General features: G+C 52.2%; 18 protein-coding genes and 1 pseudogene. 7 read left to right on the forward strand and 12 right to left on the reverse strand.

The window, feature by feature from the left end:
- The 3 genes from MO767_RS29935 to MO767_RS29945 form a co-directional block, all read right to left on the reverse strand.
- Window positions 1–852, reverse strand: an 852-nt coding sequence (locus MO767_RS29935) for a LysR family transcriptional regulator (protein ID WP_282483470.1), incomplete at its 3' end; no start/stop codon positions are given.
- A 612-nt stretch (window positions 853–1,464) separates the two neighbouring features.
- Complete coding sequence (locus tag MO767_RS29940) at window positions 1,465–1,776, reverse strand: cupin (protein ID WP_205894287.1); 312 nt, start codon at window positions 1,774–1,776, stop codon at window positions 1,465–1,467.
- A 262-nt stretch (window positions 1,777–2,038) separates the two neighbouring features.
- A complete protein-coding gene (locus MO767_RS29945; RefSeq protein ID WP_282483471.1) occupies window positions 2,039–3,469 on the reverse strand; it encodes an IS1182 family transposase in 1,431 nt (476 codons plus the stop codon).
- A gap of 1,267 nt (window positions 3,470–4,736) precedes the next feature.
- On the opposite strand from MO767_RS29945, the gene umuD reads away from it, so the two are divergent.
- Together umuD and umuC are read left to right on the forward strand one after the other, a co-directional pair.
- Window positions 4,737–5,162 (forward strand): translesion error-prone DNA polymerase V autoproteolytic subunit, encoded by a 426-nt coding sequence (gene umuD, locus MO767_RS29950; RefSeq protein WP_282483472.1) that lies wholly within the window; start codon window positions 4,737–4,739, stop codon window positions 5,160–5,162.
- Window positions 5,155–6,435 (forward strand): translesion error-prone DNA polymerase V subunit UmuC, encoded by a 1,281-nt coding sequence (umuC, locus tag MO767_RS29955; RefSeq protein ID WP_282483473.1) that lies wholly within the window; start codon window positions 5,155–5,157, stop codon window positions 6,433–6,435. Before umuD ends, umuC begins: the two co-directional genes overlap by 8 nt.
- A 53-nt stretch (window positions 6,436–6,488) precedes the next feature.
- On the opposite strand, the gene MO767_RS29960 is transcribed toward umuC, so the two are convergent.
- Window positions 6,489–6,710, reverse strand: coding sequence for a hypothetical protein (locus MO767_RS29960; RefSeq protein WP_282483474.1), 222 nt, complete (start codon window positions 6,708–6,710; stop codon window positions 6,489–6,491).
- A gap of 226 nt (window positions 6,711–6,936) precedes the next feature.
- Window positions 6,937–8,550, reverse strand: a complete 1,614-nt coding sequence (locus MO767_RS29965) for a methyl-accepting chemotaxis protein (protein ID WP_282483486.1) — start codon at window positions 8,548–8,550, stop codon at window positions 6,937–6,939.
- Window positions 8,551–8,780: 230 nt separating this feature from the next.
- Between MO767_RS29965 and MO767_RS29970 the strand changes: the two are divergent.
- Window positions 8,781–8,918: pseudogene (locus MO767_RS29970) on the forward strand (integrase); the annotation flags it as partial.
- Between the two features lie 103 nt (window positions 8,919–9,021).
- Here the strand turns inward: MO767_RS29970 and MO767_RS29975 are convergent.
- Together MO767_RS29975 and MO767_RS29980 are read right to left on the reverse strand one after the other, a co-directional pair.
- Window positions 9,022–9,240 (reverse strand): hypothetical protein, encoded by a 219-nt coding sequence (locus tag MO767_RS29975; RefSeq protein WP_282483475.1) that lies wholly within the window; start codon window positions 9,238–9,240, stop codon window positions 9,022–9,024.
- 117 nt (window positions 9,241–9,357) lie between these two features.
- Window positions 9,358–9,828, reverse strand: coding sequence for a chemotaxis protein (locus MO767_RS29980; protein ID WP_282483476.1), 471 nt, complete (start codon window positions 9,826–9,828; stop codon window positions 9,358–9,360).
- A 351-nt stretch (window positions 9,829–10,179) separates the two neighbouring features.
- Between MO767_RS29980 and MO767_RS29985 the strand changes: the two genes are divergently transcribed.
- Entirely contained in the window at window positions 10,180–10,404 is a 225-nt protein-coding gene (locus MO767_RS29985; protein ID WP_282483477.1) for a DUF2188 domain-containing protein, read from the forward strand.
- 75 nt (window positions 10,405–10,479) lie between these two features.
- Here the strand turns inward: MO767_RS29985 and MO767_RS29990 are convergent, their stop codons facing one another.
- The 5 genes from MO767_RS29990 to MO767_RS30010 form a co-directional block, all read right to left on the reverse strand.
- The gene (locus MO767_RS29990) at window positions 10,480–10,734 is read right to left on the reverse strand and encodes a DUF6555 family protein (RefSeq protein WP_282483478.1); all 255 of its coding nucleotides are present in this window, start codon (window positions 10,732–10,734) and stop codon (window positions 10,480–10,482) included.
- A 153-nt stretch (window positions 10,735–10,887) separates the two neighbouring features.
- Window positions 10,888–11,250 (reverse strand): NUDIX domain-containing protein, encoded by a 363-nt coding sequence (locus MO767_RS29995; protein WP_282483479.1) that lies wholly within the window; start codon window positions 11,248–11,250, stop codon window positions 10,888–10,890.
- Window positions 11,251–11,479: 229 nt separating this feature from the next.
- Window positions 11,480–12,820, reverse strand: a complete 1,341-nt coding sequence (locus MO767_RS30000; RefSeq protein WP_282483480.1) for an OprD family outer membrane porin — start codon at window positions 12,818–12,820, stop codon at window positions 11,480–11,482.
- 202 nt (window positions 12,821–13,022) lie between these two features.
- Window positions 13,023–14,366: an OprD family outer membrane porin gene (locus MO767_RS30005; RefSeq protein ID WP_282483481.1), complete on the reverse strand. Its 1,344-nt coding sequence runs from the start codon at window positions 14,364–14,366 to the stop codon at window positions 13,023–13,025.
- Between the two features lie 288 nt (window positions 14,367–14,654).
- The gene (locus MO767_RS30010; protein ID WP_282483482.1) at window positions 14,655–15,578 is read right to left on the reverse strand and encodes a LysR family transcriptional regulator; all 924 of its coding nucleotides are present in this window, start codon (window positions 15,576–15,578) and stop codon (window positions 14,655–14,657) included.
- A gap of 105 nt (window positions 15,579–15,683) precedes the next feature.
- On the opposite strand from MO767_RS30010, the gene MO767_RS30015 reads away from it, so the two are divergent.
- The 3 genes from MO767_RS30015 to MO767_RS30025 all read left to right on the forward strand — a co-directional run bounded on the left by MO767_RS30015 (window position 15,684) and on the right by MO767_RS30025 (window position 17,514).
- Entirely contained in the window at window positions 15,684–16,439 is a 756-nt protein-coding gene (locus tag MO767_RS30015) for an SDR family oxidoreductase (protein WP_282483483.1), read from the forward strand.
- Window positions 16,440–16,548: 109 nt separating this feature from the next.
- A complete protein-coding gene (locus MO767_RS30020) occupies window positions 16,549–17,004 on the forward strand; it encodes a nuclear transport factor 2 family protein (RefSeq protein WP_282483484.1) in 456 nt (151 codons plus the stop codon).
- An 87-nt stretch (window positions 17,005–17,091) separates the two neighbouring features.
- Window positions 17,092–17,514, forward strand: coding sequence for a nuclear transport factor 2 family protein (locus tag MO767_RS30025; protein ID WP_282483485.1), 423 nt, complete (start codon window positions 17,092–17,094; stop codon window positions 17,512–17,514).
- Window positions 17,515–17,555 lie beyond the last annotated feature (41 nt).

A 17,555-nucleotide genomic window follows, 5' to 3' on the forward strand; every position in this document is an offset into this window, starting at 1 on the left:
TGAGGCAATGGTCTCACAGGCATGAGGAGCTTTATTTGTGAGACGGCACACTAGATCCACATACCAATCAGGCAATAATCGAATCAGCTCACCGCGCTGCAACCAAGGCAACGCGCGATCCAAAGGTAGCAGCGCGACACCTAACCCCATCACAGCACATCTACACAACGCTTCCGGGTCGTTCATGATCGCCACCGGTTTCAGATTGATGTCGACCCGTCCTTCGTTTGAATCACGAAGCGTCCAGTTCAGCAAACGTCCCGAGCTAGTCGAGCGCATTACGATGCCATCAACTCCCTGCAACTCGCAGGGCTCAGTGGGTATAGGCTTGCCTTCCAGCCATGCCGGCGCAGCGACAACCACGAGATGAAGTTTGGCCAGTTCGCGTGCCACAACGCCAGGTGACAATTCCATGCCGCCACCGATAGCGACATCAAAACCCTCACCTATCAAATCCACGCGACGCATTTCCAGCTGCCAATCGGGCACGACAGCGGGGTATCGCTCCATAAAAGTCTTTAGCACTGGCAATGCATAATCGTAAGCGAAAGTCGGCGACAAACTAACACGCAGTCGCCCTGCGGGGATTTTTCGTGATTCGCCAAGCTGGTTCACTGCACCCTGAATGGTTTCAACGCCTTCCGCGACTTGTTGGTAAAACAACTCTCCCGCCTCGGTGAGGGTGAGACTTCGCGTGCTGCGGTGGAACAGACGCGTACCAAGGTTGGCTTCAAGTCGCGCCACATTTTTACTCACCGCGGCTGAGGAAATCCCTAAGCGTCGCGCGGCTTCGGAAAAGCTGCTGGACTCTGCGGCACGGACGAAGGATTCGAGATTTCCCAGGGTTTCCATGATTACCTCAAGCTTTTGGTTGAAGCTGATTCTACCGATTGAGAACTAGGTAATCCTTAATGCTTTGGTCATGATGGGTTTCCTCCTGAATACCATGATTGGAACGCAAGGACATCATGGCAAAAATTCTCGTCACTGGCGCGACAGCAGATTAGACAATGCGGTCTTTCGTTGGCTCTACTGACGGGCACGCCAATTGATTGCCGACTCGTTTCCGCCTAGGCATTCATCGCTGCTCGGGTTGGTAAAAGCTGGCCAACCAAGGTCGCGATTTTTCACTGCGGCTTGGGCAATGCCATCGATAAAGGGGGCTTTCGACCTGAGCAGTCGTGCGCTTGAAGAACTATTGTGACGTAAGCCAAACGACCTTGATGGCGTTCTGTGGTTGGCCTTCAATGTCTAAGTCTTCGCTGCTTGTTTCTTTTTTTACGTCCAGCGGTATAGCGACCTGGTGGAGGTTTAGTGATGAGGGTATTGGAGATCCACCTCAACACTCATTAATTCACCAGGGAACTTGTGTTTTAACAGGTTATTTCACCCATTGACGATGGGCTGTATGGATCTTAAACGGTCTGTGAACCAGCTGTAATGACGAGCGATATCCTACTCAGCTCAAACGCTACCCTCACGTTCGATAACCAGAATCCGTGCTTCTCCACGAGGGTGTGCAACATGTTCACAGCCGATCCCTGCGAAAAACACGTCCCCTACCACCAGTGTCACGATGTGCTCGATGCCTGACTCTCGATAATGCATATCTACAGTGCCGTCGAGGACTGCGAAAACTTCCTCCCCATCATTGACATGCCATTTGTATGGTTGATCGGTCCAGTGAAGGCGGACGGTGGTTCCATCCATGTTAGCTATGTCGTAAGCACCCCAAGCGCGAGTGGCGGTGTAGTCTTTGCTACGAATAACTCTCATTGATCGCGGTTCTCAAATAAATAGTGAATGTCTTCCAATTTACCAGAACCATTGACAGTCGAGTGCTGGCCTAAAAGCAGGCTTGAACCGACAGCCGCTGTTGGCCCAGAGTGTGTAAAAACACTTTCCGTATGTTGGATGCCTAAGCCCAGCGCTCCTGGGCGAGGCGATTTCCCGAACATTTGCCAAGATCAGCGCCGATAGCGCGTCAGAGCGTTTATGAAGCGCTTTGGCACCTCTTGGACAGTAAAAGCTGCGGCTTTTACGCCGCCATCGCCTTCAGCAGGCCTTCTGTACCGATGATTTTTATAACCCGCTTCAAGTTATAGGCGAGCACATTCAAACTCATCTCCGCACTCACCCCGTTCAGTTTTCGAGTCAGGAAGTGCGTTGCCCCCATCCATTGCTTGAGCGTCCCGAAGGGATGCTCAACAGTCCGTTTTCGAACCTTCATCATCTCTGGTGCTTGGTTCAACCGACGCTGCATTTCCTCCAGCACAGCTTCATGTTCCCAACGCCTTACTCGACGATTTGTGCTTGGCGTGCACTGGGTTTTCAGCGTGCAACTCTGGCACTTTGAACTCCAGTAGCAGTGCATATACATGCCTTTCTCAACGCTGGAGAATCGCCAGATCAATGCCTCTCCCGCCGGGCAGGTGTATTCGTTTTTCGTCGCGTCATACACGAAGGCATCTTTGTTGAATCGGCCATCAGCTTTGGCGCTTGAAGTCATCGGCTTCGGCACGTAGGTGGTGATGTTTGCGTCGTGACAGGCCAAGATTTCTTCGCCTTTGAAGTAGCCTCGGTCAGCCACTACCGAAAGCGTTTCTGACGCCATTGCCTCGCGGGCCTGCTTGGCCATCGAGCTGAGTTGAGCGCGGTCTGAACCGACGTTGGTAACCTCATGAGCCACGATCAAGTGGTGCTGGGTATCGACCGCTGTCTGCACGTTATAGCCAACGATTCCCGTGCCACGCGTCTTCATAGAGCGGGCGTCTGGATCGGTCAGTGAAACCTGTTTATCCGGCGATTCGTTGAGCTGGATTTCAATCGCCCGAAGCTCCTTCATTTGTGTCTTCAGCTTGGCGATTTTCTCTTCCAGCCGCACGGCTTTGGGCTCAGAGCATGTGGGCTCTTGCCGATCGGCGGCATCGAGTGCCACCAGGTAACGGTTGATGCTCGATTCAATTTCCTCCATCCGCCGCTTCAGTTTGGCACTGGTGAAATTGCGGTCGCGGTTGTTGACGGCCTTGAACTTGCTGCCGTCGATAGCGACCAGATTGTCTCCGAACAGTCCCAACTGCTGACACAGCACAACGAACTGGCGGCAGACGCCTCGGATGGCCTTGCTGTTGTCTTTTCGGAAGTTGGCGATGGTCTTGAAATCAGGCATCAAACGCCCGGTCAGCCACATCAGCTCAACGTTGCGCTGCGCCTCTCGTTCAAGACGCCGGCTCGATTGAATGCGATTGAGATAGCCGTAGATATAGATCTTCAGCAGGATCGCGGGATGGTAAGCAGGCCGGCCTGTGTCAGCTGGAATAGCGCCATCAAAACCCAAGGAGACCAGGTCGAGTTCGTCGACGAAGACGTCGACTACGCGTACCGGATTGGTATCGCTGACGTAATCGTCGAGGCTTTCGGGCAGTAAGGTGCTTTGGCCCCGATGTTCACCTTGGATGAAGCGCTTCATGGGCTATCCCTGCGATAAATTCCTCAGAAATCATAGCAAGGGTTTGCAAAGGCGTTTTTACACACTCTCGGCCGTTTTCTGACCTTCGCGAGAGGCTGACTTGGGAGCAGTCCATGACTCCCGCGGGCCAGCATTTTTCCCGTAGCAGTTCACTGGGGAAACAGGTTGTTAATGGCAGTGATGTTGAGCCGTGTTGACATCAACTCATTGAAATTCACGGTCAACGGGTGACATAGCTTCCCACTGAAAATCGATGCTGTGCTCGGGAGTTTCGGCTAAGAGTGTAGCGAGGTCGAGTTTTGCCCTGGGCACACCCTGCCGAGATTTTATAGGCATAGGGATCTCAGGGGGGGTGGAGCTACCGCTTACTGTAGGGTGATGCTTTTTTCGACGTGCCATTGTAGATCTCCAAAGTCCAAAAGCAGTTTAGCCCGAGGAAGATTTCCCTGTTGCCGGCTGCGCCGAAAGGGGACCATCGGGGGCGTGGTCGTCGATTGAAGCTGCGACGGGCGATTACCAGCGGGTGGTAATTCGTCGTTCGTCGCTCGCGTTAGGTAGGGGTCGATTTGCGGGCTGTCCGCCTGAGGAAAGGGGGCAAAAATTTGTGTAACTCGTAGGTCGCTTTTCTCACGAAATGGATCTTCCGCCAGATGCGCCTGAGTGCAGTGATCATCATGGCTTCAAAATGGGCGAAGCAAACAACGCGGTCGCCGCGAATAAAAATTGTAGTTTCCTGCGTAAACAGAATAACCCGCTATGCTGGAGTTTGCTTCAAATCGGCTGTCCAATGAAATGCTCTAGTTTTGTGAACTCCTCGTTTTATCCCTTTTTGCCCGCGCGTTTCTCGCGGGTTTTTTATTGGTTTTTTTCGCTTGGTCATCGCTCCTAGCGTCTTTTTTGCCGACCGCACGAGCGTTCAATCATTCATCAAGTCCGCGATTCCGCGGGTGATGTGCGCCAAGTTCAAATCCAAGGTAGCCAAGGTGCTGCGCACATTCTCGGCAACTGTCGCGTGTCCAAGTTTGTCTACGCACAGGGCAAGCTCCTCAACGGCCGCGGCGATCGCGATTTGGTTTTCATTCAAGCGATAAAGCAGGGAAGGGATCAGGTCGTTGGTTGGTATGAGCTTCGTCCTCCTAGAAGACGAAAAGCTTAGCACCGAGCACGACAATCCTCCGCTTGTCGAAAACTCCCACACAAAAAATTGACCGCAAAGCTGCTTCAACGTTTACTGTGCATAAATACAGTACTTGTATAAGGCATTGCCATGAGCTTTACCATCGTGGGTCCTATAGCTGAAGGCGGAATTCAGGTTCCAAAATGCTCCTTTCGTGTGCCGGCCGGCTTCCCATCACCGGCTGCGGATCACATCGAACAACATATCTCCTTGGATGAGATTTTGAATATCCGGGCTCCACACGTTTATTTAGTGTCGATTGCCGGGGACAGCATGCAAGGTGTTGGTATTTTCGATGCTGATTTGGCGATCGTCGATCGTGCCCTAGAGGCCGGTCACAACGACATTGTCGTGGCGCTGCTGAACAACGAACCCATCTGTAAACGCCTGTGCATTCGCGGCACTCAAATGATCCTGCTTTCAGAGAACACCAAATACCCACCACGTTACGTTCTGGAGGGGGATGAGCTTTCAATTTGGGGCGTGATCACGAGCAGCGTTCGTAGCCATGTCTAGTAAGTCGTTACCGGTGTTTTCCCTGATTGACTGCAACAGCTTTTACGCTAGTTGCGAGCGGGTGTTTCGGCCTGATCTTGCACGTGTGCCCATCGTCGTTTTGAGCAATAACGATGGATGCGTAATAGCGCGAAGTTACGACGCGAAACCCTTCGTGAAAATGGGGGAACCGTACTTCCAGATCAAGCACAAACTCAAGCAGCACGGCATCGTTCCTTTCTCCTCGAACTACGCGTTGTATGGCGACATGAGTGAACGTGTTATGTCCCAGATTGAATCCATGGTGCCGGTGGTGGAGGTATATAGCATCGACGAGGCCTTCGCTGATTTAGCGGGAATCGCAAACCCGGAATCTCTCGGGCGTCAAATTCGCAGCCAGGTTCTGCGCTGCACGGGCATACCGGTGGGAGTCGGAATTGCTCACACCAAAACCCTGGCAAAACTCGCGAACCACACTTCGAAACGGCTTCAAGCGGCAACGGGTGGGGTCGTTGATATCTGTGATCCATTCAAACGCGATTGGGTGCTGCGCAATACCGATGTGTCCGAGGTATGGGGTGTCGGTCGGCGCATGAAAATACATTTGGATGCATTGGGCATCAAAACGGCGATGGACCTGGCCAAGGCTGATCCTTGGATGCTGCGCAGTAAATTCAGTGTGGTGATCGAAAAGACTGCCCGGGAGTTGGCCGGCACCCATTGCCTTGAGCTAGAGGAACCTGATCCACCGAAGCAGGAAATCTGTTGCAGTCGAATGTTTGGGAAACGCCTCACGGAGTTGCCGCCGATTAAAGAAGCGGTGGCGATGTACATGATGCGCGCTTCGGAAAAGCTTCGTGCCCAGGGATCAGTCTGCAAGAAGATCCGCGTCAGCATTCGCACGGGTATGTTCAATCCGGAGGAAGCGAAATTCGCTAATGGTGTGGTAGTGGATTTGCCGTATCCAACTGACGATGTCCGGCTGTTGACCAAGGCAGCAGTGGACGCGGTGGAACGTGTGTTTCGTCCTGGATTCAAATTCAGTAAGGCGGAAGTCATGCTGCTCAATCTTTGCCAGCCAGGACAATACACTGACGATTTGTTCGCTGTATCACAGCCCGCCGAAGCCACGAGGATAATGGCCGTGCTGGACCAGATTAATGGGCGGTGGGGGAGGGGAACGTTGCGTACCGCCAGTGTGCCGAGCAACCCAGATTGGGGCATGCGGCGGGAGATGATTAGTCAGAGTTTCACTACGCGAATCGACGAGTTATGGACGGTGCATTGTAAGTAGGAAAGGGAGACTTTCACCAAATCATCGTTTTAATAAAAATCGTACCATTTGTCTTACTTCGGCCCGGCCATGCACTCTGCTGTGCTAGAGAACAGTGTCCCGGCTTGTTGAGCGAGCTTGAGCCACTCAGTGTTAGTCATCAGGCCTTCGCGCTCCATGTCGTCAGCAGACCTCAGCAATCTGTAGTATCTGTCCTCATCGTCGATGCGGTTTGCGGACAGAGTAAAGAGCTGTTTCCAGGCGGTAATAGCCAGCTTTCTTTGCGCTTCCTTCATCATGCCACCCAGGTTTTATATGGGGGATAGATATCCCCAGCGCCCATGCGCTCCATTTAACTCAGACGTAACGCTGACAACTCTCTTCCGAACGGGCGAGCCAATGCCGGACCCTAACAGCGCCGAAATCTTTACCAAAAAAATGCTTTGGGTCGTTTTCTGCCTTTTTTTGTAGGCAAACCCGCTCCCACAAATGCATGAGAGCTGGCTTGTCTGCGTGCAAGATTTAAAACGCGAACGCCTTTAATGCGGTACGCAAACTTTGCGAAACACTCTGTAGTACTTCACCGGCGCCGGCCGTTGTGGCGGCCGAGCGGTTGCCGGCGTCGGCGAGTTGACCAACTTCTTCCATACTGGAAGTGACTTTGCGCGAGGCGTTGGTGACTTCAATGGTGGCGGCGACAATCTCCAACATCGCCTGAGTCGCTACCGCGATGCGGTCCTGAATGCCCATCAACGACTCACCGGCCGCCACCACCGTCTTGATGCCAACGTCGACGTCCCCAGCACTGCGCTGGATCGCTTGCACGGCACCTTCGATGCTGCGGCGGATGGCGTCGATCAATGACTCGATTTCCGCAGTCGCGTTCGTCGTGCGTTCGGCCAGCTTGCGCACCTCATCGGCGACCACGGCAAAGCCACGGCCTTGTTCACCGGCACGGGCGGCCTCGATGGCGGCGTTGAGCGCCAGTAAATTGGTTTGCGCGGCAATTTCCCGAATGGTCAGTACGATGCCGCTGACCTTGTTCGATTGTGTGCCTAGGTCGGTGACCGAGGATTGCGTCTCGCGGCTGGCCGCTGCCAGGCGCTGCACGCTCTCCAGGCTTTCCAGGCGGGCGCTGTCACCGGCGCGAGCCTGATCGTCCGCTTGGCCGACAGATGTCTGTGCCGCCACCGCCTGTTTGGCGATGTGAGTGATGGTGTTGGAAATGTGTTCCATGGCCACACCAGAGATCAGCGCTGATTCGGCGAGGCACGTGGAGTTTTCCTTCAGTTGCTCAAGTGCAATATTTACACTGCTGACTTGTACGTCCACCGATTCAGCGCCAGCGGCGGTATCGGCCACCAGCTTGCGAATGCGCTCCCGGGCTTCGGCCAGGCCGGCCAGCACGCTGCCGGCAATGGGAGGACGGTTATCGTTGCGCAGGTCACCTGAGGCGAAACGGGCCATTTCCTGGCGCAGTTCGGCAGGTTCGGCGCCGAGCAGAGTTTTGATCCGGCGGGCGACGAAGGTGTAGATCAGCCAGGCGACCAAGGTGCTCAGGCCGCCGACCATTCCCAACAGCCAACGGGCGTTGCTGGAGGTGTTGCTCATCTCCACCAGTTGCGCGTCTGCGTAGGCATTGGCGACCTGAACGGTTTTGTCGACGCCCAGGCGGTGCAGGTCATAGGCGGCTTTCAGTTCCTCGAACGCGGTGTTGGCGGCTTCTTGATTGCCTTGTTGCAGGGCCGGAATGAAGTGTGTTTCAAGCGCGCTGAAATAGGTGTCGGAGGCTTTTTTTTGGGCGCCTAGTAGGCTGCCTTTAACTGCATCATTGAGGTTGGAGGCGAGCCAGTAAGCGTTGCGCGTATCGAAATCGGTGCGTAACTGATGAAGCTTGCTCAGCCCCAGCGCGGTGTCAATGCCGCTGTTCATCAGTTGGTAGACGATCAAATGCGCTTCGATCACGTACAACGGCGGCGGAAGAATGTCGGCCACTACATCCTTGCCTTGCCCCATCTCAATCGCCGCCCGATCCATCTGACCGAACGCCGCGACGCCACCGATAACGATCGCGCCAAAGCCCAGGCTGCAAGCGACCACCAGCAGCACCAACATACCTTTCACTGATCCCAGCATCGATTTCACAACCTGTCCTCCATGAGTTTTAGTGGTGGCTAAGAGCCTTTATCGGCCATGCGCTATCAAATCAAGAGGGCAGGGGAGTGATTTATTTCTGCGCTCTTTTATGAAACGCGAAAAGCAAATCATTCCCTAGTCAGAAGTCCATGCCGAAAAGCCTATTTGTTGAAGTCAGCTTGAGTGGCTTGGATATCGTTAGGGGTAGCGACCACCAAAATTGTGACAGATCGTTGATCTATGGCAGGACGAAGAACCTGAGAGCCGTACAACTTTTGCTTGGTCATACGAAGCTTGAACGCACTGGCAGGTATTTGGGAATTGAGATCGATGATGTCTTGGAAATGGCGGAGCAGACGGATGTTTGACTATCCACTGCAACGGTCGTGTTAGTCCGTCCCTAGCTGTCAGCCAACTGTGTCCACAAAATCAGAGTCATATAAATCAGAAGGCAGACTTGCGCTGAGTACTCTACGACTGGCGGACTCTCAAAATGGAATCTGTGATGGCTTGAGCATTAGTGTCCAGCGTTTCCATGGCCGACGTCGCATTTGGGGCGACTATGCTTACCCCGTTTTCTGAGAGCCACTTGGTTATTTCTTCTATCGCAGCACTTAGGGCGTGCTGGTTGTGAAGGAGCAATGTCAGGGCATCCGCTGTGGCGACTTTACTGTCTGAGCTATCTGGCATGACGATCGTCCTTGAGAAATGATGCCGGAAGCCTAGCGCATCTCGCCGCTGGTTGAGACTGGCGCGCCCCTTATGCATGACGTGGTACGCGGTCTCGCCTCAACTCGTGCTTCCGCATCAGTACTTAGGCGCTGAGAGGTAGCTCGACAGCTTTTTCAATGACGCAGAGAGTTTCATTTCGTTTTCTGTACGGTGCAGATCGTTGGTGGTCGTCGTGAGCTGGCTCGTGAGAACACCCAACTCTCCTAAAATGCCTTGAACCCTTCCTTCACGCTCTTTTTCGCTCAACGTGTGATCGTTCTTCACCGCATCCAGCTCCTCCATTTTCTTCTGAATTTTTTCTTGAATGTCTCTTATTGCCTTGAGAATTTTTTTCACGCCATCTGGGAGATTGCTTGCATCGATATCCGCATTTTTTTTTCTCTCGCTTGACGCTTTCGCTGTCCCCTCAGCGGATATAGTTACTTTCACCCCTTCGGTGGCTTCTGCTTGGCCGGGATCAGCCGACACTTCACTGGACACAGGTTCGATAGCATCTGAAGGGGCGACAATCCTGGTCGAAGACAATATGGCGGAATTGATTTGCATGAAATTCTCCCTTTTTGTTCGTCCTTTATCGACGTTGAGGGCAGGTACTTTAACGCCAGTGACGGAACATTCGTAGCCAGCAAGCTTTGGGTTTACCAAGTGTGAATCCACCTGCCCGAGTCACCAAAAAAACAGCATGCTTATGAATGGCGCCCTGGTTGCAGGCGTCTCCCGGCATTATTCATATCTTTGAACTCCCTAGCCGCTGGCCCTATCTCAACCTTGGCAGGTCAAAAATTTCGGCACGGGTTATTCGCATTGCGGATGAAAAGGCCGACATTTTTTACGGCGAAAACTGCTAAAAAACGCCGAACCATACGTAAAACGTGGAATACAAAATGGGAGTAGGCCGTGGATAACTATCACATTGTGTTAACTGGCAAAGGCTGGCAGCTCACCAAGGAAGGGGACCCTAAAGTAATAAAAACGGGTGAGACCAGGGCCGAACTTATTGAGATCGCCGCAGCGTTTCTAAGGGACAAAACGGCCTCGCTTAAAATCCATTCGTCTGATGGGAAAATACAGGAGGAGCGGACTTATCCGAGTAGCGCAGATCCGGCGGCTTCGAAGGGTTGAAATGGGTAGTAATTGATTTCTATCAGTCGCGGGATTCCTACTTCGATCGAGACAGCCTTACCGCGAGACTCGCCTTCATGAGGGAACCTCTGTCCACTTCAAAGCGGCAGTTTCGCGCCATCTCACCTCTGTGATCCCATACTTTTCGGCTTGCGGTTTGGAGATGATTTTCAGAGGTGCTTTCCCTGGTTTTGGTATGGGCGTAATACCAGCATCACAGCTCGCCCAATGCCATGCCTCAACGTTGCGCATCCTTTGCGCACGGATGATGAACGACTTCTGTTCCCCGAGAAGCTTGTACTCAATGATGAAAATATCTGTCTGTGCCATAAGTCCTCCTTTCGTTCATAACCTACGGAGTGGCGTCTGATGTGAAAATTCAAAATTTCTACGAATGGTGCGTCACCACTTACGGGGGCCAGATTCTCTAGTCACTGGGATGATGATTAGCTGTTTTTCGGACTGGAGGATCAAGGGAGGGAGTCAAAGGCGGCGTAGAAATGAACTGACAATGGATTTCGTGGCATCACTTGTCTCTATGTCATCGAACACACTGAAAGACTGCCAAATGCACTCAGCAATCTCATTCTGAGGTGTGGCATTGTCGGAAGCTTGTACAGAGGCTTCAAAAACATGGTGATGTGTATTGCCCACATTGAAGTCGAACATGTAAAGGAGCTGAATAACGTTCAAACCGGTTTCTTCTTGAAGTCCTCTAGTGGCCGCTCCAGCTATGGCTTCGCCAATTTCCACCCTGCCACCGGGTAGAACCCACTTCGATTTCGGTTTTCGAACGAGCAAGATTTTTCGGTCTCTCTCGCATATGACGGTAGCTCTGGATTTCATGTGATGACTCCGAAGCTCAGGATCTAACTCGTGGCGATAACCGCAGCTTAAGCCCGTGGTAGAAGACCAGGCCTGCATCGAACGTAGGTGCAGTCATTGTGTTTCCGTTCTTAGTATCTAGTGATGGTGAGCCTGGACACTCGCCTAGCCCCCTCTGGCTCGCTTCCGCAAGCGGGGCTCCTCCCTCATCAGCTGACCCCTAATCAGTGAGTCCTCTCAAGAGCTAGCCCTATAGAAACGAATAGCTGTAGTTGAAGATCAGACGAGTCTGGTCTGTGTCTGGTAATGCGGAACCGTCACTTCGGTAGGTGCCGTGGCGCAACGTTGTGCCGAAGCCCTTCAGCGGCCCTGATGGAATGATGTAATCGATCCGCATGTCTCGCTCCCATTCTTTATGGTCGCTACCGCTACCAACATCTTTAATTTCATCGCCCTTGAGATAGGAGATCGATGCTTTCAAACCCGGCACGCCCACCTTTGTAAAATCGTATGCGTATTGGCCGAAATTGGTTTGCTCACCTGCCCGGGAAAAGTTGCCAACAATGGCGTCGGTAAACAGATAGAACGCAGTACCTCCGTTGCCCTCGGGACGATTCCGACCGTCTACGACATTTCCCTGGTTGAGCCACACGAACCCGCCGTCGTCGCTTACGCTTTCATGACCTAGCAATATCGAATGTCCGCCGATGCTGTACGTAAACATGGCGCTCCAAGTCTTGTTATCGACCTCGCCAGGGTTTTTGGCATAACCCCCGTTGTTGTTGAAACGGTATCCGACGTCACCGTTTTTTCCATCCGAAGAGCTGTCGAAATAGCGAAGATCAGTTTTGAATGATTGATCATTTCCTAGTGGCAGCACGTGTACCAGGCCGAGGTAGTTTTGTTTGTAGTAGTTTTCCAGCCTGGCGAAATAGTACTGAAAGGTCAGATCCTTCGTTGCCTTCCAATCACCACCAGCAAAGCGAAAATCGTTCGAGTCTTTGGTACCACCTGCTATCGCAAGACCAGTGGAGTTGCTGGTTGCCCGGCCCGAGGATTGATCAATTTTGCCGGCGGTGAGCGTGAGCCCATCAATCTCTTTGGAGGTGAGGATGCCGCCTCCAAAATTTTGATAAACGAGCCGTGAATCAGTAGCGACGAGGATGGGTAGATTGGGCGTGAATATGTTGCCGACACCTAACTCAGTTTTTGAGAGGCGCGCTTTTAGAGTGCCGCCCACTCGACTCCATGAATGAGCTGCGGATCCGTCACTGTCGCTGGGGAAGAAAGTATTCGCATCGGGGTGGTGACCTCTGCCTCCGTCTAGGTGGACAGCCACCAGCGATGCCACATCCACGCCAAAACCTACCGTGCCTTGAGTGAACCCAGATGTGAACGCGAATTTAAGTGCCGTTGCAGTTTCGCGCTGGTCGCGTCCACCGTCTCGATTGTCGTTCGAGTAGTAGTACGTGCGATTGCTGACAGTGGCCTGACTGTCTTCTATGAATCCATGCGGCTTGGCATCTTCGGCATTTGCCCCGATTGAGAGGCCAGCGAGAATGAAAGCGGCTGGCAAGGTCGTTCTTTCCATAAAAGCTCCTGACACGTCGGCGCTGATGAAAAATGACCCACCCAGCCGTTTGAAAACTGAGCCAGTGCATATTGGAATTTTTGTAGTAACCCATAGCGTAGCAGCAGAGGTTGGTTACGAGAGGGGCGGCGTTATACCGATTTTCGGAATGATGCACGACGTTTTTGGCAAGAGTGATTCGCGCACAACGGCGTGTGGGGGTTTAGTAGAAGGCGTAGCTATAGTTGAAAATTAGGCGCGTTTGATCAGTGTTGGGTATGCCATTGTTGTCACTGCGATAGGTGCCATGGCGCAGCGTTGTACTAAAACCCTTTAGCGGCCCGTTCAAAATGCTGTAGTCGATCCTCAGGTCACGCTCCCATTCCGACAGATCGCTGCCACCTCTGGGATTTTTGATGTCTTCGCCTCTCAAGTACGCAACCGAAGCCTTCAAGCCAGGTACTCCCACCTTTGCAAAGTCATAAGAATACTGACCAAAGCTCGTTTGTTCGCCAGCGCGGGAGAAGGTGCCAACCATAGCTTTGGTAAATAGATAAAAGGTGGACCCTCCATTGCCCTCAGGCCGATTTCGACCGTCTGTAACCGTGCCTTGGTCTAGCCAAACGAATCCCCCGTCGTCGCTCACGCTTACGTGCCCAAGCATCAGCGCATGACCTGCGAGGGTGTAGGTGAACATGGCACTCCAGGTTTTGTTATCTACCTCGCCGGGGTGTCTTGCGTAACCGTTGTTGTTATTGAAACGGTACCCAGGCTCACCGTTTTTTCCGTCAGAGCTACTGTCAAAATAGCGAAGGTCAGTCTTGAACGATTGATCAGCCCCAAGCGGCAACACGTGGACCAAGCCCAAGTAATTTTGTTTGTAATAGTTTTCGAGCCTTGCGAAATAGTATTGGAACATCAAGTCCTTTGTTGCCTTCCAATCACCACCGGCGAAACGAAAATCGTTGGAGTCCTTGGTGCCGCCCGCAACCGCCAGCCCCGTTGGGTTACTGGTTGCCCGGCCAGCAGACTGGTCAAATTTACCGGCAGTGAGCGTCAGTCCATCGAACTCTTTGGACGTGATCACGCCGCCTCCAAAGTTCTGAGACACGAGCCGTGCATCTGTATTAGTCAGTATGGGTAGATTTGGCGTGAAGATATTACCCACCGCTAGTTCTGTTTTTGACCATCGCGCTTTTATGTTTGCGCCTGCTCTGTCCCATGAATGAGCGGAAGAACCGTCAGAGTCGCTTGGGAAGAAGGTGTTGGCATTGTCAGGGTGATGGCCCCTACCTCCATCCAGGTGTATGGCAACGGACGACTCCAGATCCAGCCCAAAACCGACGGTGCCTTGAGTAAAGCCCGATACGAAATTTAAATTAAGTGCCGTACCAGTTTCGCGCTGGTCGAATCCGCCATCGTGATTGTCGTTTGAGTAATACATCGTGCGAGAACTGACAGTCGCTCGACTGTCTTCTATGAACCCGTGTGCTTTTGGATCGGCTGCATCGGCACCAATCGAGAAGCACGTGAAAATTATGGCGACTGGTAGGTTTTTGCTTTTCATAAAAGCTCCTAGGGAGTCGGCGCTGATTGAAAAAATGGCCTCCTAGCCGCTCGAAGAATGACCTTGTGCGTGTTACTAGTTTTTTGGGGGAGCTATCTAATAAAGGGTAGCAGCAGAGCACTACAAGAATTAGCGACACGTCATACCGATTGCTGGAATACCGATTGATATTTTCGGCAAGAATGGCTCCTCAATGGCGTGTGATCGGGCGATCACACGCCATTGAGTGGTTTCCTGAATCGCTGGGATAGGAAGGGGGATCAGTAGGCAGGGCAGGGCGTTCTAAGCCTAAGTCGCACTTTCCCAGCGCCACGCTGGATCAGAAAGCTTTTTGACGAGAAAGTCCGCTAGTACATCGACTTTTGCGGGGCGCGCGTGCGCAGAAGGAGTAACGAAATACAGGCCGCCTTCCTGCATATGCCAATCTGGCAGGATTACTTGAAGGCGCCCATCGCGTAGGTACTCACTGGCTACAAATTCGGGAAGCTCAGCAATCGCTATGCCTGCTAGAACCGCAGGAATGAGAGCTTCAACATTGGTGACACGCAAAGTGCCTGCGGGCGCGACGCTTACCTCATCCCCAGCAGCATTACTCAGTCTCCACATGTCGCTTTGCGCCCGGTATGCGTATCCCAGACAGTTTCTGCCAATCAGGTCGTGTGGATGCTCCGGATGACCATGCTGGTCGAGGTAGCTGGAGGACGCGACTAAATAGCGTGAAACACGGCACAACCGTCGTGCCACGAGCGAAGAGTCGGGCAATATAGCGATTCGTATTGCGGCATCAAATCCTTCACCGATCAGATCTACCGCGGCATCGAACAAGTGAAGGTCAATCGAGATTTCTGGATAGGCAAGCAGAAACTCGGGAATGATGGGAGCCACCCAACGAACCCCAAAAGTCATCGGGATTGCGAGTCGTACTAGTCCCCTGGGTCTAGATGAAAGCTCGCGCGCGATGCCTTCGGTTAGCTCAGCGTCCCGGTAGAGGCGACTGGCATTTTCAGCGATGCTTCGCCCGAATTCCGTGAGCGCTAGCTGCCGAGAAGTCCGATTCAATAGTCGTGCGCCTAATTTCTCCTCAAGGCGGCTGACCCCTCGGGAAACGGTTGCAACTGAGACGCCTAATGCCCTGGCTGCGGCGGCAAAGGAACGCTCCTCCGCGACTTTCGCGAACATTGCCAATCCTTCGAAATCCGGCATCTTGGACATCAACATTTCTGCAACGATGGTTTGCAATCAATTCTATTTGGAAAGGTAGGGTTCGTCGATATTCTTTGGGCATGCGCTTTTTTGCGCTTTTCTGAGGAACATCGAATGTCAAGCAAGCTCGAAGGCAAAGTTGCCATTGTCACTGGTGGGTCCACTGGTATCGGTTTGGCCACTGCCATCCGCTTCGCTAAGGAAGGCGCTCACGTATTCATCACAGGTCGACGTCAAGCTGAGCTAGACGCAGCTGTGCTGACCATCGGTAATAACGCGACCGCTTTACGCGTTGATTCCACGAAGCTAGAAGAATTGGACGAACTGTTCAATGAAGTGAAAGCCCAGCATGGTCGGGTCGACGTGCTGTTCGTAAACGCCGGCGGCGGTGAACTGCGCAATTTGAAAGACATCACCGAAGATCATTTCGATGATACGTTCGACCGAAACGTGAAAGGAGTGCTCTTCACAGTACAAAAATCGCTGCCACTTTTGTCTAAGGGTGCTTCGGTGATTCTGACTGGATCGACCGCGGCTAGCGGCGGCACTCCAGATTTCAGTGTTTACGCAGCATCGAAGGCAGCTGTTCGATCGTTCGCACGTAACTGGATTCTTGACTTGAAAGGACAAGACATTCGTGTGAATTGCCTCACGCCTGGCCCAATCAAGACCCCAGGTTTGGTTGGTCTCGCTGGTCCGGATGAAGCGCATCAACAAGGCATGCTGGACCACTTCGCTTCGTTGATTCCAATGGGCCGTGTTGGCGATCCAGATGAGATTGCCAAAGCGGCCGTATTCCTGGCATCCGATGATTCAAGCTTCGTGAACGGCAGTGAATTGTTCGTAGATGGCGGTATTGCACAGATCTGATTGTGTGAAAACTGGGAAAACTCATGTTTTCCCTGTATTTATGTAGTCTTGATCGACGTGGTTATGGTGGGAAATTTGATTATCTAAGAAGTCTGTCTACGATAGTCCTATGCTGCAAATAACCTATCCGGGTGCTGAGATGACAAACGTAAATGATAGTAAAGAGTTGATTGATATTACCAAACTCTACTTTGGTAAGGCTGATGCTGGTGACCCATCAATCCTAGATCTTTTTAGTGATGACGTTCAGCTGTTTTTTCCAAAGTTCGGTACTCGTACAGGAAAGGGACAGGTCGTCGCTTTTGTTCAAGGCCTAATGAGTAAGCTGGATAGCCTGAAACACGATATTGAAACCTATAACTACATTGCAAGTGGTCGTATAGTAGTTGTGGAGGGCACTGAGAGTGGTGTCGCTAAGACCGGAGAAGATTGGCCAGTTGAAGGTCGCTCCGAAGGTAGGTTTTGCAATGTGTTCGAATTTACAGGGACTTTGATTTCACGTCTGCATATTTACGTCGATCCTGATTTTTTAGGTGAAGATGATGATAGGTTTTACTGGGGATGAGCGGCACTGTGTACGCAACTAGTGATGTGAGTATTGCTAAAGAGCTAACTGGTTGTTCGAGAAGAAAGTAGAGTAATAAATTAGGGTATGAAGACGATGAACGGGCAAACCAACTTAGAATTCGCTCATTTTTTTTTGCAGAAGCTGGCCAGCGGTGACGCTCAAGCGCTTGCGCTCCAATTCGCTGAGAATGCGGAGTGGGAGGTTGCGGGTGACGTAGGGGCATTACCTTGGCTGGGTAAGCACCAAGGCAAAGAGGCAATAGTAAATTTCGTGAGAGACACTGCGGCTCTGCTAACAAGCGAGAGTCTGGTTATCCAGGATATTTTGGCGAATGATCATCGTGCAATGATCCTAGGTACGCTCGCATCGCGGGTCAATGCCACTGGAAAACTCATTGAAACGTCGTTCGTCCTTGTACTGGAGATCAGCGACAGGTTGATCACTAGCTTTCGAATGCTAGAGGATACTTTTGCTGTATCGCAGGCAGCACGTATTGTAGTGGTCTAATGATTCCGGACACCCATTTAGGCGAGAATGCTCGCCAGACT

Origin of the sequence: Pseudomonas sp. UYIF39 (assembly GCF_029963765.1) — a bacterium.
In the GTDB taxonomy this organism is placed as follows: Bacteria; Pseudomonadota; Gammaproteobacteria; order Pseudomonadales; family Pseudomonadaceae; genus Aquipseudomonas.